Annotated in this window: 21 protein-coding genes; 6 read left to right on the top strand and 15 right to left on the bottom strand. The window is 64.8% G+C overall.

Annotated elements, in window-relative coordinates:
- The 3 genes from tcuB to tcuA are packed head-to-tail and all read right to left on the bottom strand — an operon-like array spanning position 1 to position 3,560.
- Complete coding sequence (gene tcuB, locus AC0L3A_RS05920) at positions 1–1,107, bottom strand: tricarballylate utilization 4Fe-4S protein TcuB (RefSeq protein WP_473253818.1); 1,107 nt, start codon at positions 1,105–1,107, stop codon at positions 1–3.
- A 4-nt stretch (positions 1,108–1,111) separates the two neighbouring features.
- A complete protein-coding gene (locus AC0L3A_RS05915) occupies positions 1,112–2,140 on the bottom strand; it encodes an alpha/beta hydrolase (protein ID WP_007600682.1) in 1,029 nt (342 codons plus the stop codon).
- Positions 2,141–2,168: 28 nt separating this feature from the next.
- Positions 2,169–3,560: an FAD-dependent tricarballylate dehydrogenase TcuA gene (tcuA, locus tag AC0L3A_RS05910; RefSeq protein ID WP_007600680.1), complete on the bottom strand. Its 1,392-nt coding sequence runs from the start codon at positions 3,558–3,560 to the stop codon at positions 2,169–2,171.
- 160 nt (positions 3,561–3,720) lie between these two features.
- Between tcuA and AC0L3A_RS05905 the strand changes: the two genes are divergently transcribed.
- Positions 3,721–4,416: a GntR family transcriptional regulator gene (locus AC0L3A_RS05905; RefSeq protein WP_007600679.1), complete on the top strand. Its 696-nt coding sequence runs from the start codon at positions 3,721–3,723 to the stop codon at positions 4,414–4,416.
- A 13-nt stretch (positions 4,417–4,429) separates the two neighbouring features.
- Here the strand turns inward: AC0L3A_RS05905 and ybaK are convergent, their stop codons facing one another.
- The 8 genes from ybaK to mobB form a co-directional block, all read right to left on the bottom strand.
- Positions 4,430–4,903 (bottom strand): Cys-tRNA(Pro) deacylase, encoded by a 474-nt coding sequence (gene ybaK / locus AC0L3A_RS05900; protein WP_354128871.1) that lies wholly within the window; start codon positions 4,901–4,903, stop codon positions 4,430–4,432.
- Positions 4,904–5,137: 234 nt separating this feature from the next.
- Complete coding sequence (gene fdhF, locus AC0L3A_RS05895) at positions 5,138–7,906, bottom strand: formate dehydrogenase subunit alpha (RefSeq protein ID WP_007600675.1); 2,769 nt, start codon at positions 7,904–7,906, stop codon at positions 5,138–5,140.
- Entirely contained in the window at positions 7,903–9,612 is a 1,710-nt protein-coding gene (locus AC0L3A_RS05890) for an NADH-ubiquinone oxidoreductase-F iron-sulfur binding region domain-containing protein (protein WP_007600674.1), read from the bottom strand. Before AC0L3A_RS05890 ends, fdhF begins: the two co-directional genes overlap by 4 nt.
- A gap of 245 nt (positions 9,613–9,857) precedes the next feature.
- Entirely contained in the window at positions 9,858–10,145 is a 288-nt protein-coding gene (locus AC0L3A_RS05885; protein ID WP_007600673.1) for a hypothetical protein, read from the bottom strand.
- Between the two features lie 91 nt (positions 10,146–10,236).
- Positions 10,237–11,892: an OFA family MFS transporter gene (locus AC0L3A_RS05880; protein ID WP_219685301.1), complete on the bottom strand. Its 1,656-nt coding sequence runs from the start codon at positions 11,890–11,892 to the stop codon at positions 10,237–10,239.
- Between the two features lie 318 nt (positions 11,893–12,210).
- The gene (locus tag AC0L3A_RS05875; protein WP_007600670.1) at positions 12,211–12,474 is read right to left on the bottom strand and encodes a sulfurtransferase TusA family protein; all 264 of its coding nucleotides are present in this window, start codon (positions 12,472–12,474) and stop codon (positions 12,211–12,213) included.
- Positions 12,475–12,540: 66 nt separating this feature from the next.
- Entirely contained in the window at positions 12,541–13,797 is a 1,257-nt protein-coding gene (locus AC0L3A_RS05870) for a molybdopterin molybdotransferase MoeA (RefSeq protein ID WP_007600668.1), read from the bottom strand.
- Between the two features lie 9 nt (positions 13,798–13,806).
- Positions 13,807–14,334 (bottom strand): molybdopterin-guanine dinucleotide biosynthesis protein B, encoded by a 528-nt coding sequence (mobB, locus tag AC0L3A_RS05865; RefSeq protein WP_007600666.1) that lies wholly within the window; start codon positions 14,332–14,334, stop codon positions 13,807–13,809.
- A gap of 208 nt (positions 14,335–14,542) precedes the next feature.
- Here mobB and fdhD point away from each other — a divergent pair, with 208 nt between their 5' ends.
- The 3 genes from fdhD to AC0L3A_RS05850 are packed head-to-tail and all read left to right on the top strand — an operon-like array spanning position 14,543 to position 16,345.
- Positions 14,543–15,433, top strand: a complete 891-nt coding sequence (fdhD, locus tag AC0L3A_RS05860; RefSeq protein WP_007600665.1) for a formate dehydrogenase accessory sulfurtransferase FdhD — start codon at positions 14,543–14,545, stop codon at positions 15,431–15,433.
- A complete protein-coding gene (gene mobA / locus AC0L3A_RS05855; RefSeq protein WP_007600664.1) occupies positions 15,420–16,055 on the top strand; it encodes a molybdenum cofactor guanylyltransferase MobA in 636 nt (211 codons plus the stop codon). The genes fdhD and mobA overlap by 14 nt, the downstream gene beginning before the upstream one ends.
- Positions 16,056–16,111: 56 nt before the next feature.
- Positions 16,112–16,345, top strand: a complete 234-nt coding sequence (locus tag AC0L3A_RS05850; protein ID WP_245285994.1) for a hypothetical protein — start codon at positions 16,112–16,114, stop codon at positions 16,343–16,345.
- Positions 16,346–16,371: 26 nt separating this feature from the next.
- Here the strand turns inward: AC0L3A_RS05850 and AC0L3A_RS05845 are convergent, their stop codons facing one another.
- Genes AC0L3A_RS05845 through AC0L3A_RS05835 form a run of 3 tightly spaced genes read right to left on the bottom strand, consistent with a single transcriptional unit; the run spans position 16,372 to position 20,328 of the window.
- Positions 16,372–18,321: a molybdopterin biosynthesis protein gene (locus tag AC0L3A_RS05845; RefSeq protein ID WP_007600662.1), complete on the bottom strand. Its 1,950-nt coding sequence runs from the start codon at positions 18,319–18,321 to the stop codon at positions 16,372–16,374.
- A 12-nt stretch (positions 18,322–18,333) separates the two neighbouring features.
- Positions 18,334–19,440 (bottom strand): molybdopterin-binding protein, encoded by a 1,107-nt coding sequence (locus AC0L3A_RS05840; protein WP_007600661.1) that lies wholly within the window; start codon positions 19,438–19,440, stop codon positions 18,334–18,336.
- Positions 19,441–19,494: 54 nt separating this feature from the next.
- A complete protein-coding gene (locus tag AC0L3A_RS05835; RefSeq protein WP_007600660.1) occupies positions 19,495–20,328 on the bottom strand; it encodes an ABC transporter substrate-binding protein in 834 nt (277 codons plus the stop codon).
- Positions 20,329–20,734: 406 nt separating this feature from the next.
- On the opposite strand from AC0L3A_RS05835, the gene AC0L3A_RS05830 reads away from it, so the two are divergent.
- Positions 20,735–21,628 carry a helix-turn-helix transcriptional regulator gene (locus AC0L3A_RS05830; RefSeq protein WP_007600659.1) on the top strand — a complete coding sequence of 298 codons (894 nt, stop codon included), beginning with the start codon at positions 20,735–20,737 and terminating at the stop codon, positions 21,626–21,628.
- Between the two features lie 98 nt (positions 21,629–21,726).
- Positions 21,727–22,953 (top strand): ABC transporter substrate-binding protein, encoded by a 1,227-nt coding sequence (locus AC0L3A_RS05825; RefSeq protein ID WP_007600658.1) that lies wholly within the window; start codon positions 21,727–21,729, stop codon positions 22,951–22,953.
- A gap of 129 nt (positions 22,954–23,082) precedes the next feature.
- Here AC0L3A_RS05825 and AC0L3A_RS05820 read toward each other — a convergent pair whose 3' ends face one another.
- Positions 23,083–24,060, bottom strand: coding sequence for a TAXI family TRAP transporter solute-binding subunit (locus tag AC0L3A_RS05820; protein ID WP_473253816.1), 978 nt, complete (start codon positions 24,058–24,060; stop codon positions 23,083–23,085).
- Positions 24,061–24,166: the final 106 nt, after the last annotated feature.

The following is a 24,166-nucleotide window of genomic DNA, read 5'->3' as shown; positions in this document are numbered from 1 at the left end:
TCAAGAACCGGCATCGCTGCGTCGCTCCTGCGCGTAACGCACCAGTGCCGCGAAGCGATAGATGCCGTGCACGAACTTGCCGTACGGCATGGTGACGAACAGCGCGAACACTGCACCCAAATGCAGCGCCAGCAGCGGCCCCATGGCTGCAGTCTCGCGCAGAATCAGAAGCAGCATGCCGGTGAAGCCGGTGAGGAACAACATGGCGATAAAGCCGACATCCATGCCATAGCGCTGCTCGTCGAGCAGCGCCGGATCGCGCCGCATCTTGGCGACGAACAGGCCGATCGGCCCGATGATCAGACCGATGCCACCGAGCGTGCCGAGCACCACCGGCAGATCCCACCACGGATACGGCGCCTCGCGCCCGAGCAGATAGTGATACAGCGTGGCGACCGAGGTCGCGGCGAAGCAGAGCAGGAAGCCGTAGAAGGTCAGGTGATGGAAAAGCTTGCGCCGGTCGGTCGGCTTGTCATCCTCATTGTAGCAGCCGACGCCGCCACCATGGAGATAGCGCAACTCACCAGCGTCCCGCATCGCCTGAAAGATCGAGCCACCGTCCGGACGGCCGCCGATCGGTGGACCGATATCCCGCCAGAACGCGCGCACGCTCATCACCAGCGCGAAGATCGCATAAAGGAAGGCCGCGCTGAACAACGCCGCCATCGCGTTGTGCGGCATCAACTTGTAGAAAGCGCCGGGGCCGGTGTGCACGCCGAACAGCACGGTGCGGTCGTTCAGGGCCGCGAAGCCGAGGATGAAGGCGGCCATGCTGAGCGCGGCGACGATGCTGATGACGAGACCGTTACGCGCGAAGACACCGGACAGCGCCTGTGGCCAGGCATAGGCCGCGTAGGATTCCGCGCGCGCGATCGCCAGCGTCTGCGGAACGTTGACGTTGAATTCGTGCGGCGGCGAGAACTGGCAGTCGACGTAGCAGGCGCCGCAGCCATGGCAGAGATTGGCGAGATAATTGAGGTCGCCGTCGGAAAAGGCGCGACGCATCTCCATGGCGGGAAATACCGCGCAAAGACCCTCGCAGTAACGGCAGGAATTGCAGACCGTCATCAGGCGGTCGGCTTCGTCCAGAATTTTGGTTCCGTGCATGGCTTTACTTCGTCAGGCCTTTGCTCTCGAGCCATTTCTGGATCAGGGCTGCGACCTCGAGGTTGTTCTTGTCCATCATCACCATATGCGAATTGCCCTTGATGCCGGCCTGCGGGAGATCGACGATGCCGACGCTGCCCCCGGCCGCCTTGACGGCGTCCGCAAAGGCGATGCCGTTGGCGCGGATCTTGGGCCAGCGCGAATCGCGCTCGATATAGTCGCCGTAGATGATGAGGGTCGGAATGTTCTTCAGCACATCCGCTTTGGCGGGATCGCCGATGCCGGCCGGCTCGATCGCAATCAGCGCCTTCACCTTGTCGGGGCGGGCTTGCGCGACCTTGAAGCCGAAGGTGCCGGCTTGGCTGTGGAACAGCAGCACCGAGGGGCCGACGCGATCGATCTCGGCGATATAGGCGGCGATGGTCGCATCGTCGGTCGTGGTCCAGCGGGGCACGTTCTGCTTGACGAAATTCTCGTAACCCTCGACGGGGAATTGGTTGCCCGGCAACAATTTTCGCTTGGCGGGATCGGGATCGTAGGAGTTCGGTCCATCGCCGATGCGGAAACGCTCGAACGGATTGGCCGTGGTCAGGAAGACCGGCTCGCTCTTGAAAATATCGGGGTACTGCGCCCAGCCCGCGCGTCCGCGCTCTACCGCGTCGGAGTTATAGACCGCCCACCCCTTGCGCAGAAAATAATTCAGCCAGCCTTCGCGTCCGTCAGGCGTGGTCTCGTAGGTGACGCCGGTCAATCCGCCGCCGTGCCACATCAGCAAAGGATAGGCACCCTTCTCGTTTGCCGGCAGGAAATACTGCACGTACATCTGCTCGACCTGATACGTGCCGTTGGGATCGACCTTGGCCGGCACTCCGCCGGGCGCGAACACGACCTCCCTCACCGGCTTGCCGGAGATTTCGACAAGACGCCCACCGACATGGAACGAACCCATGTCTCGCAGCGTGATCGGCTCGGCCGCGTGGGCGTGGCCGACGATCAGCAGCGCCGCGATCGAGGCAATGGCAATGCGTGACATGGTTCCTCCCTCGTGTCTTTTCTTCGTCCTAGTTCTTGGCGTGGCGTGCCGCTTCCCGTCCTGCGATCCGCCCGAACACGCTGCCGATGGTCATGCCTATGCCGGCGGCATAGCCCTTGCCGAGCACGTTGCCGGCCATGATCTCGCCGGCCGCGAACATGTTGGCCGACGGCTTGCCGTCAGCCATCAGCATCCGCGCCTCCCTGGTCACGCGCGTGCCGAGATAGGTGAAGGTGATGCCGGGCCGCACCGGATAGGCAAGGTAGGGCGGCGTCTCGATCCGCCGCGCCCAATGGGTCTTCGGCGGTGTGATGCCTTCGGTGCGGCAATCGTCCAGAATGGTGTGGTCGAAGGTGCCGGGCCGCACCGCGGCATTGAATTCGGTGATGGTCTTTTCCAGCGCGGCCGGATCGAGCTCGAGCTTGCCGGCGAGCTCGGCAATCGTCTGCCCTGCGATCGGCGGGAACAGCGTCGGCATGAAGCTCGTGACCACGGTGGAATCGAATATGATGTAGGCGATCTGGTCGGGTTGCGCGGCCACCAGCCGGCCCCAGATCGCGTAACGCTTCGGCCAGATGTCCTCACCTTCATCATAGAAGCGCTGCGCGTGCTTGTTGACGACGATGCCGAACACAACGGAGTCGTGGCGCGTGATGATGCCACCGTCGAATTTCGGCGCGCGCGCGTCGATCGCGACCGCATGGCATTGGGTGGGATCGCCGACCTCCTGCACGCCCTTGGCGAGCAGCATCTTCAGGATCGAGCCGCGGTTATAGGGCGTGCCGCGGATCAGGAAATTGTCGGCGGCTTCGCCCCAATATTGCTTCAGCCATTCGATGTTGGCCTCGAATCCGCCGGCGGCGGCGACCAGCGACGTCGCGCGGATCTCGGTGTCGCCCTTGATCGGCCGCTTGAGGCGGGCGGCGAGAAACATGCCATCCTCGATCACGAGGTCGGTGACCTCGGCGTCGTATTCGATTTCGACGCCGAGCCGCTCGGCGGTCAGATACAGGGCGTTCAACATCGCACGGCCGCCGCCGAGGAAGAAGGAGTTGGTGCGGCCGAGGCTCAGCGTGCCGCCCAGCGAGGGCTGCCAGCGCACCCCCTGCTCGACGATCCAGTTCAAAATGTCCTTGGACTCGCGGATCATGTGCCGGGCGAGTATCTCGTCGGTCTGGCCGCCGGTGACGCGCAGGAGATCCTCCCAAAACTCCTCCTCGGTGTAGGGCCCGGTCAGGATTTCGGTCGCCTCGTCATGGGCGCAGCGCATGTTGCGGGTGTGACGCGTGTTGCCGCCGCGATAGAATTTTGGCGCGCCTTCGAGCACCAGCACCGACGCCCCACCACGTCGGGCGCTGATCGCCGCACACAGCGCCGCGTTGCCGCCGCCGATCACCAGCACATCGTATTTGCTGCTCATGCCGTCTGCCCGATGCGACGAAGTTGGAGACATTCTGCCCCGCAGGCGGCCCCGGTCAATCCGGTTCGCCATTGCGCACTTTTGTATACAAAGATATACAGAAATCCAGCAAGCGCCATCGCTGCATGGGCAGGATGCGCGTGGCGAGCACGAGGATTGCATGGCAAGGCGCCCGACAAAGGCAGGCGGCTCGGTCGCGCGCGGCGGCGGCGTGGCGCTCGGCGAAGCCGTGTTCCGCTCGCTCTGCGAGGCGCTGCAGGCCGGCAGCTATCGCGCTGGCGACCGCCTGCGCGAGGAAGAGGTCGCCCAGCGGCTGAAGGTCAGCCGCACGCCGGTGCGGGAGGCTCTGGGCCGGCTTGCGGCACGTGGGTTCGTCGAACCTGCCGGCGGCCGCGGCCTGATCGTACGCAACCTCGACATCTCCGAGGTACTCGAACTCTATGCGATGCGCGAGATCATGGAGGGCGCCGCCGCCCGACTTGCCGCCGAGCACGCGTCTGCGCCCGAGATCGATGCGCTCAGGGACATCGAGCAGGCCTTTGTCGAAGCGTCCGGGGCCGACGCGACCGACATGGCAGGAGAAATGGCAAGGCTCAACCGCGCCTTCCACGAAGCGATCTGCCGCGCCGCGCGCAACCGCTATCTCGACAACGCTTCGCGGGAATTGCAGGACTGGATCGCTCTGCTCGGTCCGACTACGTTCACCGTATCGGGCCGCCCTTCGACCAGCCACGGCGAGCACCAGGCCATCATCGACGCCATCGCGGTTCGCGACGGCGGCAAAGCGGAGCAGCTTGCGCGTGCACACATCGGCGAAGCGCTGCGCTGTCGGCTGAAGCTGTTGCAAAAGCAGTAGCAGAACGCCGCGCTCAGGCGACCAGTTCCGCGACGATCGCCTTCAACACGTCCCGCACATCGCCTGGACTGAGCCGCACCTGCAGTCCGCGCTGACCGCCATTGACGTACACTTGGTCATGTGCGAGCGCGCTCTGCTCGATCACGGTGCGTACGGGCTTCCGCTGCCCGAACGGGCTGATGCCGCCAACCTTGTAGCCGGTGAGTCGCTCGGCCTCCGGCGGCTTCATCATCTGCGCTGACTTGCCGCTAACAGCAGCGGCAAGCTTCTTCATCGAGACTTCCTGGTCGGATGGGACGATCACGCAGACCGGCTTGCCGTCGACCAGCGCCATCAGCGTTTTCAATACACGCGCGGGGTCTTCGCCAAGCGCAGCAGCCGCCTGGAGGCCGATGCTCTCGGCATCGGAATCGTAGTCATAAGCGTGGACGGTGAAGGCAACCTTTGCGGCTGTGAGCGCGCGTGTGGCTGGGGTGGCTTTGGACATATGCGATGTCTAGCACCGCCGCTGCGAGGAGCGAAGGGACGAGTACGGCGCAGTCTCTCCCCGAGTCGTCCTGGCGAAAGCCAGGACCCATTACCCCAGGGAGGCGTTGGCGAAGACCTGTCGTTCGATACTACTATCACCCGAAATCGATAGATTCCGCGGTATGGGTCCTGGCCTTCGCCAGGACGACACTGAGGGTTGGCAACGCCGTGCCGCCACAACACCACCGAGCGCCTACTCGGCCGCGTCCCGCAACTCGGCGCGCTCGGCTCTCGCCGCGCAGAACTTGAACTCCGGGATCTTGCCGAATGGATCGAGCGCCGGGTTGGTCAGGAGATTGGCCGCCGCCTCCGCGTAGCAGAACGGCATGAACACCATGTTCTCGGGAACGTCGCGGTCGGAGCGGACCTTGACCTCGACCGCGCCGCGGCGGGTCTCGAGCCGGATGAAATCGCCCGGCGCGAGCTTCTTCCTGTGCATGTCCTTCGGCGACATGAACGCGACCGCCTCCGGCTCGATCTGGTCGAGCACCTGCGCGCGGCGGGTCATCGAGCCAGTGTGCCAATGCTCGAGCACGCGGCCGGTCGAGAGCACCATCGGATACTCGGCGTCGGGAATCTCGTCCGGCGGGATGACGTGGGCCGGAACGATCTTGCCGCGGCCGCTCGCGGTCGGAAATCCCGTGGTGAAGATGATCTCGTTGCCGGGCACGTCGGGACCGTCGACGGGATAGGTGACCGCGCCCTCGCGGACCAGACGTTCCCAGGTGATGTTCTTCAGCGACGGCATCAACTCCGCCATCTCGGTGAAGACCTCGCCGGGACCAGCATAATTCCACGGCAGCCCCATGCGCTTGCCGATCTCCTGGATGATCCAGAGATCCTGCCGCGCATCGCCCGGCGGCTTGATCACCTGGCGCGCGAGCTGCACGCGACGATCGGTGTTGGTGAAGGAGCCTTCCTTTTCGGCAAACGCCGAGGCCGGCAGGATGACGTCGGCGTGGAATGCGGTCTCCGTGACGAAGAGGTCCTGCACCACGAGATGATCGAGCATGGCAAGCGCCTGGCGCGCGTGCTGGAGATCGGGATCGGACATCGCGGGGTTCTCGCCCTCGATATACATGCCCTTGATCTCGCCGGCATGGATCGCGTTCATGATCTCGACCACGGTCAGGCCGCGCACGGGATCGAGATCCTGGCCCCACAGCTTCTCGAAGGCACCGCGCATGTCGTCGCGGCCGACCGGCTGATAGTCCGGCAGGAACATCGGGATCAGACCGGCATCGGAAGCGCCCTGCACGTTGTTCTGGCCGCGCAGCGGATGCAGGCCGGTGCCGGGCCGGCCGACCTGGCCGGTGATCAGCGCCAGCGCAATCAGGCAGCGCGCATTGTCGGTGCCGTGGACATGCTGGCTGATGCCCATGCCCCAGAAGATGATCGACGATTTTGCCCGCGCATAGGTTCGCGCGACCTCACGCAGGGTCTGCGCCGGGACACCGCAGATCGGCTCCATCTTCTCCGGCGTGAACTCCTTGATCTTCTCCTTGAGGTCCTCGAACCCCTCGGTGTAGCCGGCGATGTACTGATCGTCGGTCAGCCCTTCGGTGATGATCGTGTGGATCATCGCGTTCAGCATGGCGACGTCCGAGCCCGGCTTGAACTGCAGATGCTTGGTCGCATGACGCGACAGCGTCTGACGGCGCGGATCCATCACAAACAGTTTCGCGCCGTTCTGCTTGACCGCGTTCTTGATGAAAGTCGCAGCGACCGGATGGTTCACGGTGGGGTTGGCGCCGATTACGATGATGACCTCGGCGTCCATCGCCGCCGAGAACGGCGCCGACACGGCGCCCGAGCTCAGGCCTTCGAACAGCGCCGCGACCGACGAGGCGTGGCACAGGCGGGTGCAATGGTCGACGTTGTTGGAGCCGAAGCCGGTGCGCACCAGCTTCTGGAACAGATAGGCCTCCTCGTTCGAGCCCTTGGCCGAGCCGAAGCCGGCCAGCGCCTTCACACCCTTCTCGTCGCGGATCTTGACGAGGCCCCTGGCCGCGATGTCGAGCGCTTCTTCCCAGCTCGCTTCGCGGAAATGCGTGAACGGATTGGCGGGATCAACCTGGTCGTTGGAATCCTTCTTCGCATTCGGCAGCCGCACCAGCGGCTTGGTCAGTCGATGCGGATGGTGGATGTAGTCGAAGCCGAAGCGGCCCTTGACGCAAAGACGGTTGCGGTTGGCCGGGCCATCGCGGCCCTCGGCATAGATCACCTTCTCGTCCTTGACCTCATAGGTCACTTGGCAGCCGACGCCGCAGAACGGGCAAAGCGAATCCACCTTCTTGTCGGCATAGACGACACGGGTCTGCTTCTCGTCCAGCATTACGGCCGGCATCAGGGCCCCGGTCGGACAGGCCTGAACGCATTCGCCGCAGGCGACGCAGGTGGACTCGCCCATGGGATCGTCGAAATCGAACACGATTTTCGAGCCGTGGCTGCGATAGGCCATGCCGATGACGTCGTTGACCTGGACCTCGCGGCAAGCGCGCACGCAGAGGCCGCACTGGATGCAGGCATCGAGATTGACGCGCATCGCCGGATGGCTGGCGTCGGTCGCCCAACGCTCGGCGGCGGGGAAGCGGCTCTCGGTGACCCCAGTGGTTTCGGCCCAATGCCAGAATTTGGACTCCGGATCGTGCGAGGTCTCGCGCGCCGGCTGATCGGCAACCAGCAGCTCCATGACCATTTTTTGCGCGGAAACCGCGCGCGCGCTCTCCGTCTTCACCTTCATGCCGACCGATGGCGTGCGCTTGCAGGACGCCGCGAGCACGCGCTCGCCCTCGATCTCGACCATGCAGGCGCGGCAATTGCCGTCGGGACGATAGTCCGGCGCGGGCGAATAGCACAGATGCGGAATCTCGCGACCCTGGCGTTTTGCGACCTGCCAGATCGTCTCGCCTGCATTGGCCTCGACCTGCTTGCCGTCGAGCTCGAACGTAATCTTCGTCATTCGGCCGCTTCCTTGAACTCGTCAGGGAAATATTTAATCACGGTGGCAAGCGGATTCGATGCCGCCTGTCCAAGCCCGCAGATCGAGGCATCGCGCATCGCCTGGCTCAATTCGTCCAGGAGAGCGCGGTTCCAGACCGGTTGCTGCATCAGCAGTGCGGCCTTCTGGGTTCCGACGCGACACGGCGTGCACTGGCCGCAGCTCTCGTCCTCGAAGAACTTCATCAGGTTCAACGCGGCCGCGCGCACGCTGTCCTTTTGCGACAGGATCACGATCGCGGCAGAGCCGATGAAGCAGCCGTATTTTTCAAGCGTGCCGAAATCGAGCGGGATGTCGTCCATCGCCGCCGGCAGGATGCCGCCGGACGCACCACCCGGGAGGTACGCATAGAATTGATGGCCGTCGGCCATGCCACCGCAATATTCGTCGATCAGCTCGCGCACGGTGATGCCAGCAGGCGCGAGCTTCATGCCGGGGTTCTTGATGCGGCCCGAGACCGAGAAGCTGCGTAGGCCGTGCCGCTCATGGCGGCCGTGGCCCTTCCACCAGTCGGCGCCCTTCTCGACGATATCGCGCACCCACCACAAGGTCTCGATATTGTTGATCAAGGTCGGCAGGCCGAACAGGCCGACCTGGAATGGATAAGGCGGCTTGTGCCTCGGCAGGCCGCGCTTGCCCTCGATGCTTTCCAGCAGCGAGGATTCCTCGCCGCAGATATAGGCGCCGGCGCCGCGGCGCATATGCAGCGTCGGACCGCCCGGCGGCAGCTTTGCTATCTCGCGTTCGAGGATTTCGCGCGATGCCGGATATTCGTCGCGCAGGTAGATGTAGATATCCGAGGCCTGCACCACATGGGCGCCGATCAGCATGCCCTCGAGGAAGCGGTGCGGATCGCTTTCGAGATAGACGCGATCCTTGAACGTGCCGGGCTCGCCCTCGTCGCCGTTGATCGCCATCAGCCGCGGGCCGGGTTCACCAAGCACCGCGCGCCATTTGCGTCCCGTCGGGAAGCCGGCGCCGCCGAGACCGCGCAACGAGGCGTCGTCGAGCGCCTTCAGCAGGTCGTCCGTCGGCAGCACGCCCGAGCGCAGGCGATTGAGCAGCTTGTAGCCGCCGCCGGCGACATAGGCGTCATAGCCGATATAGTCGGGCAGATGCGCGTGGGTGTCGCCAGCCTTCGCCGCCGCCATGACATTGGCCACCGTCGCGTGGTCAACAAAGTTGTGTCCGACCTCCGCGGCAGGCGCCGTATCGCAGCGGCCAACGCAGGGCGCACGCACGACGCGAATGCCGGGGCCCGACGCGTCCTGCAAATCGGCGAGCAGCTTCTCTCCGCCGAGCATCGCGCAGGTCAGCGAATCGCAGACGCGGATCGTCAGCGGCGCGATATCGGGCTCGCCTTCCTTCACCACGTCGAAATGCGCGTAGAAGGTTGCGGTCTCGAACACCTCGGCGAACGCGAGCTTCATCTCGTCGGCGAGCGCGGCGAGATGCGCGGCCGAGATCTGGCGGTACTTGTCCTGGATCAGGTGCAGATATTCGATCAACGGGTCGCGACGCCGCGGCCTGTCGCCGAGCAGCTGCGCGATCTCATGCGCGGCGGTGGGATCAACCTGCCGTCCCTTGGGGGTGGATTTGGCGCGCTTCCGTCCCTGGCCCGGATGCTCGAATTCTCTGACCTTGTGAACGTCGTCGTTGCTGCTCATGGAGACGTCGCGTTCTCTTCAAATGCGTAATGACTTTAGGCCGGATCGCCAAGCGATGCGCCTTCGTTTCCTGATTCGATCAGCGGAACGACCGGTTCCCGCGTCGCGCCACCAAGCCAAATTCGAAGCAACTCTAGTCTCTGGTATGCCAGATGCAAGACAATTTAGAGCGTGTCTAGAGTGATTTAGGAGGCAGGCGGTCGCCCGCCATGCCCCTTTACGCAAGCGTCGGACGGAACCCGATCTCAGGTCTTGCTCATGCACTCTTCGATGTAGAACCAGCGGTCATCGCCGGCGAGGCCTTTGGCTTTCACGTCGGCGCGACAGGCCTTGAGCTTCGGTTTGTTGGCCGCCCATTTCGCCTTCATGTCTTTCAGCTTCTGCATGGTGAGCTTCATCTTGCCAGGCTTTGCTTCCGTCGTTGCAGTGGGCGCCGCAGGTGTCGTTGTCGTCTGCGCGGATGCGGTATGAAGTCCAGCGACGAGCAATACGGCCGCAAGGCCAATTCGAATACAAATTCGGGTGCGAATCATTTCAATCCCCCTAAGTCCCATTCCTGATGATGTCTGAAAGGCCAACGAAGCGGGACGCCTGATGAGCATCCCGCTTCTGTCTCGACGGCGGTCAGAAGATCTTGACCGCGCTCTCCAATGTCTTCCAGACACCCCAAAGCAGGGGAACGCCGACGAAGGCCCAGAACAGCGCCGCCTTGGCGTCAAGCCCGCCAAAACCGATGCCGTAGGAGCCGTGCGGCCCCGCGGCTGCGGCGCTGGCGCTTGCCGCCTGCAACTTGGCGACATCGGCCTCCTTCATGTGCCATTTCGAATCGACCGGCTTGATCAGGTAGTTGCAGATCAGACCGGCGATCAGCATCGCGCAGAGAATGTACATGGTCGTGTTGTAGAGCTGGTCGCGCGGCACGCCCGCCGCGAGCTGGAACTCGCGGATGTAGTTCACCACGACGGGGCCGATGATGCCCGCGGTGGACCACGCCGTCAGCAGCCGGCCATGGATGGCGCCGACGAACTGGGTTCCGAACATGTCGGCGAGATAGGCCGGCACGGTGGCGAAGCCGCCGCCATACATCGACAGGATGATGCCGAAGCCAAGCACGAACAGGAGCTTCGAACCCATCGCCGCAAAAGTCGGCGCCAGCGCGTAAAGCGCGATGCCGAGGATGAAGAACGTATAGTAGGTGTTCTTGCGCCCGATCTTGTCCGACAGCGATGCCCAGAAGAAGCGGCCGCCGATGTTGAACAGCGACAGCAATCCGGCGAAGCCCGCGGCGATCGCGGCGATCTGCGCCTTCTGTCCCGCATCAAGCGCGTTGAAGCCGACGTTAGGCAGGCCGATCAGCTTGCCGGCGAAGATCTCCTGGAGCATCGGCGAGGCCATGCCGATCACGCCGATGCCGGCCGACACGTTCAGGCACAGCACCCACCAGATCAGCCAGAACTGCGGCGTCTTGTGCGCGTCGTTGAGATGGACGTTGGCCTTTGAGATCATCGCGTTGGCCTTCGACGGCGCGGTCCAGCCCTCGGGCTGCCAGCCGGGCGGCGGCAAGCGATAGCGGAACGCGCCGATCATCATGAACACGAAGTAGATGACGCCCATCGTGACGAAGGTCTCCCAGACGCCGACCGAGGTCGGGGTCTTGAAGTAGTTCATCAAGAGGTTCGCCAGCGGCGCGCCGATCATGGCGCCGCCGCCGAAGCCCATGATGGCCATGCCGGTCGCCATGCCGCGGCGGTCCGGAAACCATTTCACCAGCGTGGACACCGGCGAGATATAGCCAAGGCCGAGACCGATGCCGCCGATCACGCCCGAACCCAGCCACAACAGCCAGAGCTGATGGGTGTAAACCCCGATCGCACCGAGGAAGAGGCCGCCGCACCAGCACAGCGCCGAGACGAAGCCGGCCTTGCGCGGGCCTACGCGCTCCAGCCAGCCGCCCCAGACCGCAGCCGCGATACCGAGCAGCACGAAAAAGAGCGTGTACATCCATCCCATGCTGGCGACCTTCCAGTCGCAGCTGGTCGTGAACAGCTCCTGAAACAGCGACATGTCTGCGCACGCCTTCGGCGCGGTCACGCCGATCGCGCGCGACAGCGGCAGCCAGAACACCGAGAAGCCGTAGGCCATGCCGATGCAGAGATGGATGCACAGCGCAGCCGGCGGCACCAGCCAGCGATTGAACCCGGCGGTCGCGATGGTCCGCTCGCGATCCAGAAAACCTGCGCCGGCACCCGAAAGTGTTCCCGCGCTCTCGATGGTAGACATGCATTCCTCCCCTAAAGCCGCGCTTCTGAACGGCCTGCCACGACGGTCCTGTTCCTCAGCCTGCAGCGCAGCCTTTGTCCCTGCTGCTCCGCACAATGATCGACGCGCGCCAGGATCGTCACGCGCATCCGAGACGTTAAACCCCTAACCTTGGGGGCTATGCCCGACGCCACGGTCGGGCTTCTTTCGATGGCCCATTTGCTCCGCATATCGCAGGCAAGACTCGACCTCCGCGTCTCGGCGGAGGAAGTCAATTGGGGCAGAAGTGATGATCGATGTCGATAGACAAAAGGTAGGTATCAACCGAGTGACCGCCGGCTAAGTGGGCGGCGCACCATTGATGTTTTCTATCGACCGATCGGCCTTCTCAATCAAGAACACGATGCGCGCGTCGTTGCGCTCGGTGATCTCCACCGTGTCGCCGGTCTCCCGGATCAGGTTTGGAATGTCAATCACCGACAGGGGATCCGTGCAGTGCACTTCGAGCTGATCGCCCGGCTGCAAGGGCTTCAGCGCTTTGCGCGTCTTCAGGGCGGGCAGCGGGCATTTCAGTCCGGTGAGATCGAGCGTCGTTCTGGTCATCGGCGCAACATGGCGGGAGGGGCCGATGGCGTCAACGCCAGGACAGCGCCAACGCAACGCCAAGACTCAGAGCAGATCGGCATAGGACAAGAAACCCACGCTCTGCCCCGGCTCGACACGCGTGACCTCCTCATCGAGCTCGATGAGGCCGTCGGTGTCGACCAGTGAGGACAACAGCCCAGCGCCCTCGCGTGGAAACTTGATGGCCTCGAGTGCACCGTCCGGCGTGCGCCGCAAGGAAGCGCGAACATATTCGCGACGCCCCGCCTTCTTCTTGTAGGTGAATGCCGCGCGCACCGGGATCGGCAACGGCGGCTCCGGCAGGCTGCCCGCAAGCGCGAGCACCGTCGGCCGCACCACATGCACGAAGGTGACGAAACTCGCGACGGGATTGCCCGGCAATCCGATCAGCGGTGTGCCCTCGATGATGCCCATCGCCACGGGCCGTCCCGGCTTGATCGCCATCCGCCACAACACCAGCGAGCCGATGCTCTCGACCGCCGCCTTGACGTGATCCTCCTCTCCGGTCGAGACGCCGCCGGTGGTGAGGATCAGATCGTGACTGCCTGCGACTTGCTTCAAGCCATTCGCGAGCAACGTCCGCTCGTCGCGCAAGATGCCGAGATCGCTGACTTCGCAGCCGAGCCGGCGCAGCATCGCCATCAGCATGAAGCGATTGGAGTCGAACAGCTGCGAGGCCGCGCGCGGCTCGCCGGGCGAGGCCAGTTCATCACCAGTCGAGAACACTGCGACGCGGATGCGCCTGACGACGTCGAGCCGGACCAGGCCGAACGCCGCCGCGAGCGCGACATGTTGCGGCAGCAAGCGCTGGCCTGCGCGCAGCGCGATGTGGCCCTGGGGAATGTCCTCTCCCGCAGGGCGGACATTCGCGCCCGGCTTCAGCCCCGGCGGCAGCACAATTCGACCGGCCTCGTCGATGCGGACATCTTCCTGCATGAAGACGGTTTCGGCATCCGGCGGCATCGGCGCGCCGGTGAAGATGCGCGCGGTGTGGCCGGCCTTGATCAGCGCCAGTGCCAGACCGCCGGCCTGGATGCGGCCGTCGAGCGGGAATGCCCGCTCAACGCTATCAGGAAGATCTGCGTTGCGCACGGCGTAGCCGTCAACAGCGGAATTGGTGAAGGGCGGCAACGGCAGCGGCGCCGCGATATCGCGGGCCAGCACGCGCCCATCTGCATCGATGAGCGCCACGGTTTCGAGATCGACAATCGCGTTGACGCGCGTCGTGATCAGGCCAACGGCCTCGTCGACCGACATCATCGGTCCGCCGAAGGCAAAACAATCGTCCGACAATTGCGCCATGGTGCCTCGTCAGCGCATCGCAGCGCTTTTCGCGACCGCTTCCTCGACTGGCATCGCGGCGCGCAGCAGCAATTCCGCGGCGGCGGCGATATCGTCGAGATGGACGGTCGGCAGTCGGGTTTCAATGGCAACGTCGGCCGCGATCCCGAAAATTCCGGGATCATCGGGAAACAGCAGCGGCTTGTCGTTGGCGGCGCGATGCACCTCGATCTTGCGATGCGGCTCGCGCTTGAAACCCTCGACCACGACGAGATCGACGGCCGACAATTTGCTCAACAGTTCCGGCAGACGCGGCTCCGCCGCCCCGCGCAATTCGTGCATCAGCGCCCAGCGATTTGACGAAGCAACCAGCACCTCGGCCGCGCCGGCCTCGCGATGGCGCCAGGAATCCTTGCCGGGCACGTCGACGTCGAACTGGTGATGCGCATGCTTGATGACCGAGACGCGCAAGCCAAGCGCATTGAAATGCGGGATCAGCCGCGTCAACAGCGTGGTCTTGCCCGCACCGCTCCAGCCTGCAAGGCCGATGACTTTCATTCCAGCTCCGTCTCCGCGAGCGACCCGGTCCTTGATGGAACCACTCTCTTCTCCGTCATTGCGAGCGCAGCGAATCAATCCAGGAATGCATCCACGGCGGCAGCCTGGATTGCTTCGCTTCGCTCGCAATGACGAATAGGCGGCATTTCGTTCTCTCGCTAGCATGCTTATATCGGCTTGACCCGAATGTCATGCTAACGTCGCGGCCATGATGAAGATCGACAAAGCCCCCGTGCCCCTGATCGTCCCTGACACCGAGGACCCGCGCCTCACCGAGAGCGTGACCGGGACCGACCAGTCCGGCGCCAGGATCGAAATCAAGGTGCCGGTGGAGCGCCCGCTGACGCTCTACCTGAATTCGCAGGAGATCGTCACCATGATGACGATCGGCGACTATCCGGAATATCTGGCCCTGGGCTATTTGCTCAACCAGAATATGCTGAAGTATAATGACGCGGTCACCGAGGTCGAATACGACGACGACCTCCAAGTGGTGGTGGTGCGCACCGAGCACCACACCAATTTCGAAGCCAAGTTGAAGAAGCGCACACAGACCTCGGGCTGCGCGCAGGGCACCGCCTTCGGCGATCTGCTGGAGGCGGTCGAGAGCGTGGCGCTGCCGAAGGCCGAGCTGCGCACCTCCTGGCTCTACCAGATGACTCAGACCATCAACACCATGCCCTCGCTCTATCTGGAGGCTGGTGCGATCCACGGCTGCGTGCTGTGCAGGGAGGGCGAGCCGCTCTGCTACACCGAGGATGTCGGCCGTCACAACGCCGTCGACAAGATCGCGGGCTGGATGTACCGCCACGGCGTCGATGCATCCGACAAGATCCTCTACACCACGGGACGGCTCACCTCGGAGATGGTGATCAAGACGGTCCGCATGGGCATTCCGATCCTGGTGTCGCGCTCCGGCTTCACCGCCTGGGGTGTCGATCTCGCCCGGCAGGTGGGCTTGACGCTGGTCGGCCGCGCCCGCGGCAAACGGTTCATCGCGTTGTCGGGGGCAGAGCGCATCGTCTACGACCAGAACCTCGCTTACGTCGAGGAAGAATCGGCCAAGCACAAGCGCAAGGGTGAAGGTGGTGACGACTAGCTTTCCGACCACGCAAGGCGTGCTGCTCGCCGGCGGCCTCGCGCGGCGTATGGGCGGCGGCGACAAGCCGATGCGTACCATTGGCGGCCGCACCATTCTGGAACGCGTGATCGCGCGCCTATCGCCCCAATGCAGCGGGCTGATCCTCAATGCCAACGGCGATCCCGTCCGCTTCGCCGCGTTCGGATTGCAGGTCATCGCCGACGACGTGCCCGGCTTTCCCGGCCCGCTCGCCGGCATCCTTGCCGCGCTCGACTGGACCGCGGCGAACCGGCCCGAGGTGAAGTGGGTGCTCAGTGCCGCCTGCGATTGCCCGTTCCTGCCGCGCGATCTGGTCGCGCGCTTGCATGAAAAACGCATCGCGGCGAATGCCGAGCTCGCCGTTGCGGCATCAGGCGATCAATCGCATCCGGTGATCGGCCTGTGGCGCGTTGGCTTGCGCGACGAACTGCGTCATGCGCTGGTGGTCGAAGACCTCCGCAAGATCGACCGCTGGACCGCGCGCTACCCGCTCGCGACCGTGACGTGGCCGACGGAGCCGCTCGATCCGTTCTTCAATGCCAACACCGTTGAAGATATCGCGGAAGCGGAACGGCTGACCGCACTCGATGACGCCGCTTAAGGCCGCGTGAGCTTGGGTTCGCGGGCCGTGAACCGAGACGAGAACGCGAGCGACCAATGATCGGGACATTGCCCGGATCAGCCATGACGGACCCCCTCTTGAACGTTATCTTCGAAGTGATCGATTTCGCACTCGATTGCTCGGTCGCAGTCGACGACACGAAGTGGCGGAGCAAGCCTGAAATCGTTGAGGGCCCGCTGCCACCCGCCGCGCAGCGCGCACTTGCCGAAGCCGAGGAGCGGCAGCGCGTGCGCGAACAGACCGGCGGGGAGACAATCCAAACCTCGTAGCGGAGCGCTGACCGAACGACGCCAGACTACGCCGGTCGGAAGCCGGCGCGCTCCAGCGCGGCGCGCGCTTCGTCCGAGCCGAGCGCATCGAGAAAGGCCCGCACTGCCGGACGCTGCTTGCGCGCCGTCACCAGCGCGAAGTCATAATGTTCCTCCGCGAGCGGAATGAAACCGAGGCCAACCGCGTTGGCGACCGGCGCAATGGTCATGCCCCAATCGGCGCGGTGCTGTGCGACCGCCGCGGCCACCGCATTGTGCGAGCGTGGCTGGTTCCAATAGCCCTCCGGGCGCGCACCACCGAGCAACCGGTCGATCAGGATGCGCGTGCCGGCGCCTTGGTTGCGGTTGACCATGATGCAGGAGGGATCAGCGAGCGCCGCGGCCACGGCATCCTTCGCGCTGTGGCCTTCAAAACGCTTGTCGCCCTTGCGGAACACGATGCCCTGCATCCGCCGCCAGCCCGGCACGAGCTCGAGTCCTTCGGCGAGGTAAGGCGTATTGTAAGTCTCGCTCTTTTCGTCGAGCAGATGGATCGGCGCCAGATCGCATTCACCGCGCCGCGCCGCCGCAAGTCCGCCGAGGCTGCCGACGGCGATCGAGCGCACGGTCAGGCCGGCATGCGCGAGTTGCGCCGTGACGAGATCGAGGCCGGTGCAATGGCTGCCGACGATAACGAGATCGGGCACCCGCACATGCGGCGTAAACAGCGTCACCTCGGCCTCGGTCCCGGCCGGCATCTTGTCGGCGAGTGCGTCGATGCGCAGAAAGCCGTCGGCCTGCGCGAACGACGTGATCGCACCGGACCCCTTGCCGGAGGGATAGGCGATCAAGCCGTCCTTGCCTTCGACCAGCGAGACCATGACGAATTCGGTGCGGCCGAGCTCGGAAGCAATGCGCACCGGCACGGTCGCGTTCACCTTGGCATCGGAACGCGGCGGCAGTCCGGCCATTTTGCGCAGCACCGGTACGATCATGTCGTGAAAGGTGAACATCGCCGAAGTCGGAAAACCCGGCAGGATCACCACCGGCTTGCCGTCACACACCGCAAGGCACAGCGGCTTGCCGGGCTTGAGCGCAATGCCATGCGCGATGATGCCGGGCTGGCCGAGCCGGCCGATGATGCGATGGGACAGGTCGCCCGCGCCTTTCGACGTGCCGCCGGAGAGCACCAGCATGTCGGCGTCCGCCAGCGCACCCCTCATGGCGGCTTCGAGCTGAGCTTCGTCGTCCGGAATGGCGCCGAGGAAAACCGCCTCTCCGCCGTTCTCGTCGATCGCAGCAGTGACGATCGCGCCGTTGGTATCGTAGATCGCAGCGGGCGCGAGCACCTCGCCCGGCTGAACCAATTCGTCACCGGTGGAGATCACGGCAACACGAGGTTTGCGCACGACGCTCACCTCGGCAATACCACAAGCCGCCAGCATGCCGACCTCGCGTGAGCCGATGATGGTGCCGGCGCGCAGCAGCGCCTCGCCACGCGCGATATCGGATCCTGCGTAGGATATGAATTGCCCGGGCGAGGCCGCGCGACGGACGTCGATCGCACCGGACCCCGCCGGCTGGGTATGCTCGACCATGATCACGGCATCGGCACCGCGCGGCAGCGGACCGCCGGTGGCAATCGGCGTTGCCGTTCCCGCCGCCACTTGCACCGCCGGTACGGTGCCGCAGTGAATGGTCTCGCCATTCAGCCCGAGGCGAACCGGCGCGCCTTCGCCGGCTGTCGCAAGATCCGCAGAGCGCACCGCAAAACCATCGACATTGGAACGGTCGAACGGCGGCACGTCGATCGGCGCAGTGATGTCTTCAGCGAGCGACGCGCCAAGCGCAGCACCGAGCTTGCGCGTTTCGCTCGAAAGAGCGCGCGGGAACAGCGCGGCCTCGAAGCGTGCCAGCGCCTCCTCGCGGGAAAGGATTTTGAGGAACTGTTCCTGTTCGAGCGCGCTGCGGACTTGCGATTGCGGGATCATGGTCATGCTAAACCCATATCATTCCCGCATCAGATAGGCATCGACCGGCGCGCCCGCTGCAAATCCCTCGTGACTGGCGGGAACAAGCAGCCATGCATCCGCGCGGGCAATTGCCTGGAGCGGCCATTCTCCTACCGCAAGTGGCACCCACGCATGATGTTCCTCGGCCAGCAGGACCATTTCGGCGATGCCGACGCTGGATGCAATTTTTCGCGCGAGCGACAAGGCTATCGGTCGGCGCGGCAGCCGCGCTGACAGACGGTCGAGGAGCGGCAGCACGAGCGCAAGCCAGACCGCAAGCGCATGTTCCGGCGATCCGGGCAAGGCGACGACAGGAATGGTTCCGAGCCGCCCGATCGCGGCGGTGCGTCCGGGCTGGAGCGCAAGACCATGGGCGATCACGTCACCACGCTGGGCCAGCGCCGTGACCGCTGCATCGTTGCGACCGACACCGCTGCCGCCGATCGTCAGCAGGAGATCGCAGGTGGGCGCCCCGATCGCCTCCGCGATCGATCCCGCGTCGCGCGCGCCGGCCTCGTGCGTTTGCACATCCAGCCCTGCGGTGCGTGCGATGTCCGCAATCAGATGCATGGTCAGCGTTGCACCTGGTACATTGACAATGCGCAGTCGCGGACGCCGCACGCTCAGTCGGTCCAGTCCGGCGGCGCGCGCAAGCAGCAGAGCGCCAGGACCGACCGGATACCCCTCTGCCGCGGCAGGCGTGCGTCCGTCGATGTCACTTCCGGCGCGCCTGACGCCCTGCCCCGGTGCGCTCTCCGCCAACACCTGGACGAGCGGACCAGACATCTCGACTGCGTCGGCATCGAGCACACAGTCGCATCCCGCCGGCATCGCGTCGCCGGCATCGACCCAGGCGGGCGCTGTTGCGAGAGGCAGCGGTGAATAGGAGGACGCGCCGACCAGATCGTTGGCCCAAAACGCCCAGCCGTCGGCGGCAGCGACGTCACGGGACGGTCGGGCCGCGAGCAGCGGATTGCCCGCCGCGATGCAGCCGGCCGCTTCAGTCAGCTGCAACTCCACCGGCGCGAGCGGATCGAGCCCCTTCAGCAACGCGGCGAGCGCGGCGTCGAGCGGCGTCAGCAAGGGCGGCAGGCGCTGGGTCATGCGCCATGATGGACCATGCATCGCCCGGTTTGGCAACCGCTGGCGATACGAACGTCAGCCGCCCGACTTGTCCGCATTGGGGAAGAACAGTTGTTGTCCGTCCACCTTGTATCCGGCGATCGCCGCCTGCCCGTCAGGCGAGATCAGCCAGTCGACGAAGTCTTGCCCCAGCTCCTTCTTCACGTTCGGAAACTTCGCGGGGTTCACCAGCATCACGCCGTACTGATTGAGCAGACGCTTGTCGCCTTCGACGACGACGTCGAGATCGCCGCGCTCCCGAAAAGCGATCCAGCTGCCGCGGTCGGACAGCACATAGGCGTTCGCTGTGCGCGCTGCATCGAGGGCGGAGGCCATGCCCTGCTTGGCCTCGCGATACCAGCCGCCTTTGGTGCTCGCGATGTCGATGCCGGCGACGATCCAGAGCGCGAGCTCGGCGGCATGGGTGCCCGAACGGTCGCCGCGCGTCACGAACGGCGCGCCCTTGGCCTCGATCGCCTTCAGCGCGGTCGCGATGTCCTTGCCCTTCACGCCGGCGGGATCGCTCTTCGGCCCGATCAGCACATAGTCGTTGTACATCACGTCAAAGCGCTTCACCGCAAAACCGTCGGCAACGAATTTCTCCTCCTGCGGCCGTGCATGCATCAGCACGACGTCGACTTCGCCCCTTCGTGCCCCCTCGAGCACCTCGTCGGCGCGCCGCGCGATCACGGTCACGTCGATGCCGGTCTTCTCACGGAAGATCGGCAGCAGGTAATCGAGCAGGCCGGACTCCTGCGTCGCTGTGGTCGTGGCAAGCACGATCGCGCGGTCCTCCGCGGATGACGCCGCAACGCCTGCGGCAAGGCCGCAGAGAAGCACGAGTGCAACGGAGAGGCGGCGGACGGCCATGATCGGGTTCCCACTGGCTATGACGCGATCATGATGATGATCGATTGCGCCGCACTCGTGACGCGTTTGCTCGTTGCCGCGCCGGATGCAGACAACAACAGATAGAGCGCAGGTCAAGCCACTACCGGCCACAGACTTTACCCTCCGCGTCCGCGCGCCGACGACTCGGGAAATCTCGGCAACACGCGGAGCGGCATATGCCCATTGCAGTTGCGCGCGCGACAGCCCGCAAGATGGGCACCACGCGAGCGATTCAGGATCGTTCACCAAAGCAGAGATCGCGCGTGAGGATGTGTTGCAAAGCAGCGAGATGATCAGGCATGGTCGTGGCGGACAAAACTTGAAATGCAGAATTCCACCTGCGTCGACCGTCAAAAAGAAGCAAGAATTTGCATAGGAATGCAGGATGGAATTCCTGACGACCAGCGAAGCCGCCGATTATCTTCGGCTCGGCGAACGCAAGCTATACGAACTCGTCACCACCGGTGCGATCCCCTGCACCAAGGTGACCGGAAAGTGGCTCTTCCCGCGGCACGAACTCGACCTCTGGGTGCTGTCCGGACTGGCGCGCCCGGCCGGCATGCTGATCGCGGAGCCGCCGCCGGTCGTCGGCGGCAGCCAGGACGAGCTTCTGGATTGGGGGCTGCGCGAATCCGGCTCGGGCCTGGGCTCGATGAGCGAGGGCAGCGCGCGCGGGCTCGAGCGGTTGCAGCGTGACGAGGTGATGGCCGTGGCGATGCACTTCCACAGCCTCGATGCCGACGGCAATCTTGCCGCCGATGCCAATGCAACCGTCCTGCGAGACGCTCCGGACCTGCATGATGCATTGCTGGTCGCGTTCGTGCGCCGCGAGCAAGGTCTCGTGCTGCCGCCGGGCAATCCCAAGCGGCTGCGCGGCCTTTCCGACGTGCTCGCGCTCGGGGCCAGGATGGCGGTGCGGCAACAGGGCACGGGCGCGCAGATGCTGCTCGATGTGCTGCTCAAGCGCGCCGCCGCGTCGACGCGCGATTTGCGTCGGATCGAGACGCCGGCCCTGACCGGGCCGGATCTCGCCGAGATCGTCCGCGCGGGACAAGCCGATTGCGGAATCGCGACGCGTGCGTCCGCGCGCTCGGCCGGCCTCGATTTCGTGCCGCTGGTCTGGGAAAACTTCGACCTCGCGATGCGGCATCGCAGCTATTTCCGGCCCGCGATGCAGGGCCTGATCCGGTTCCTCAGCGAAAAGCGGTTGCTCCAGCGCGCCGCGGAGCTGACCGGCTACGATCCCTCGCCGGCCGGACAAATCCGCTTCGCCGGCTGACGTTGACGCCCGCCCCCAAATAGTTGCAAAAGAAACCAATTCAGCCGGGCCATACCCGGGACACACCGGCCAACGCGCCGGATCAGGGGAGGACAAGCATGAAGCCAACGAGATTTGGACTGCCGGTCGCTGCCGGCTTTGCAGCGACATTCCTGGCGACGCTGATGCCGGGCGCCGCAATGGCGCAGGTGTCCGACGACGTCGTCAAGATCGGCGTGCTCACCGACATGAACGGTCCGGCCTCGGCGCCGACCGGCCAGGGCTCGGTGACGGCAGCGCAGATGGCGATCGACGATTTCGGCGGGACCGTGCTCGGCAAGCCGATCAGCATCGTCGTCGGCGACCACCAGCTCAAGGCCGACATCGGCGGCGCGATTGCACGGCGCTGGTACGACGTCGACCAGGTCGATCTGATCGTCGACGTGCCGGTCTCCGCGGTCGGGCTCGCGGTGCAGAACATGGCCAACGAAAAGAAGCGGCTGTTCATCACCCACTCGACCGGCACCGCCGATTTCCACGGCAAGTTCTGTTCGCCTTACGCGATCCAGTGGGTGTTCGACACCCGCGCGCTCGCGGTCGGCACCGCTGACGCGGTGGTCAAGCGCGGCGGCGACAGCTGGTTCTTCATCACCGACGATTATGCGTTCGGCCATTCGCTGGAGCGCGACGCCTCGGCGGTCGTGACCGCCAATGGCGGCAAGGTGCTGGGCTCGGTGAAGCCGCCGCTGGCAACGCCCGACCTCTCTTCCTTCGTGCTGCAGGCGCAAGCCTCCAAGGCCAAGATCATCGGCATCGCGGCGGGTCCGCCCAACAACATGAACGAGATCAAGACCGGCTCCGAGTTCGGCGTGTTCAAGGGCGGCCAGCAGATGGCGGCGCTGCTGGCGCTGATCACCGACATCCATGGCCTCGGCCTGCAGGCGGCCCAAGGGCTGTTGCTGACGACGTCGTTCTATTGGGACCTGGACGACAAGACCCGCGAATGGTCGAAGCGCTACTTCGCCAAGATGAACAAGATGCCGTCGATGTGGCAGGCCGGCGTCTATTCGAGCGTGATGCACTATCTCAACGCCATCAAGGACACCGGCACCGACGATCCGCTCAAGGTCGCAGCCAAGATGCGGGAAAAGCCGATCGAGGATTTCTTCGCCCGCAACGGCAAACTGCGCGAGGACAATCTGATGGTGCACGACCTCTGGCTGGTGCAGGTGAAGACGCCGGAGGAAAGCAAATATCCGTGGGACTATTACAAGATCCTCACGACGATCTCGGGCGACAAGGCGTTCGGTCCGCCGGACCCAGCGTGTGCGATGGTGAAGAAGTGACCGCGTAGAGGTCATCCCGGGACGGTCCGAAGGACCAGACCCGGGATCTCGAGATTCTCAGGTGCGCAAGTGCGCACCGGAGTTCGCGCCGTGCGCGCCCCGGAATGACGGCCGCTTAAGGAGCGACCGTCACTTCACCACCCCGATCTCGCGAAAATACTTGATCACGCCGGGATGGATCAGCTCGGGCTTCGGCGCGGCGGCGACGGTGTTCGCGGCCGTGGTCTCGCAGGCTTGCGCGAGCTGCTTGCAGAATGTCGGCTCGACGCCGTGAAGCGTCTTCGCGAGCCGATAAGCGACATCGTCGGGCAGATCTTCGCGCGTCAGCACAAAACTCCAGGACCCCAGCGAGGCGATCGGCTCGGACTGGTTCGGATAGCTGCCGGCCGGCACGGTCAGCGGCTTGAGGAACGCGTGCTTGGCGCGGATGCGCGCGATCTCCTCGCTGTCAGGCGCGATGAAGCGCGCGCCTGACGCGCTCGAGGCCACCGCCGCAAAACCGGGCCAGCCGATGCCGGCGCCCCAGAGTGCGGCGACACGGCCATCCTCGACCATCGCGGGGCCGTCGCCGGCGCGGTCGAGATAGACGGCCTTGAAGTCCTCGTCCTGCTTCAACCCGAGACCATCCAGCACGTAGCGCGCCAGGATCGGCAGGCCGGAGCCTTTGGCGCCGAATGCGACGGGCTGACCGAAGAGATCGCGAATGGTCTTGTATGGACTGTCCGCGCGCACCACGAACATGCCGGGGTTAGAATAGATCGCGGTGAGAATCTTCAACCGTACCGGCGCGCGGCCGATGCCGGCGAAGGCTTCATAGGCCGGCTCGCCCGCGACCAGAGCGAGATCGAGTTCGCCCTTCTCCAGCAGCGGAATGTTCTCGTTGCTGCCCTTGGTGTTGCGCGGGGCGATGATGGCTTGCGGATCGGCGGCGTTCATCGCTTGCGCAAAGGCGTTGCCATAGAGCGGAAAGCCGCCGCCGGGCGTCGCGGTGCCCAAGCTGATCGCCAGGCCGGGTGTCGTGGTCGGAATGGCGTTGCCTCCGGTTTGAGCGGCCGCGGGGCTTGAAAGCAGCGCCGCGCCGAGAACAAGGGTGATCGCGAATCTCATGGTCGGTCCCGGCGGGGGCGCGTCAACATCGACTTGCGGCGATGTAGGCAGCGCCCCGATTTTGTGAAAGCATGCAGCCCAACGACAATAGAACAATGGGAGGCGT

It is taken from the genome of Bradyrhizobium sp. MI1.3 (assembly GCF_055811695.1).
The sequence above is the reverse complement of the archived record's forward strand: the minus strand, read 5'-3'. Positions and strand labels throughout refer to the sequence as shown.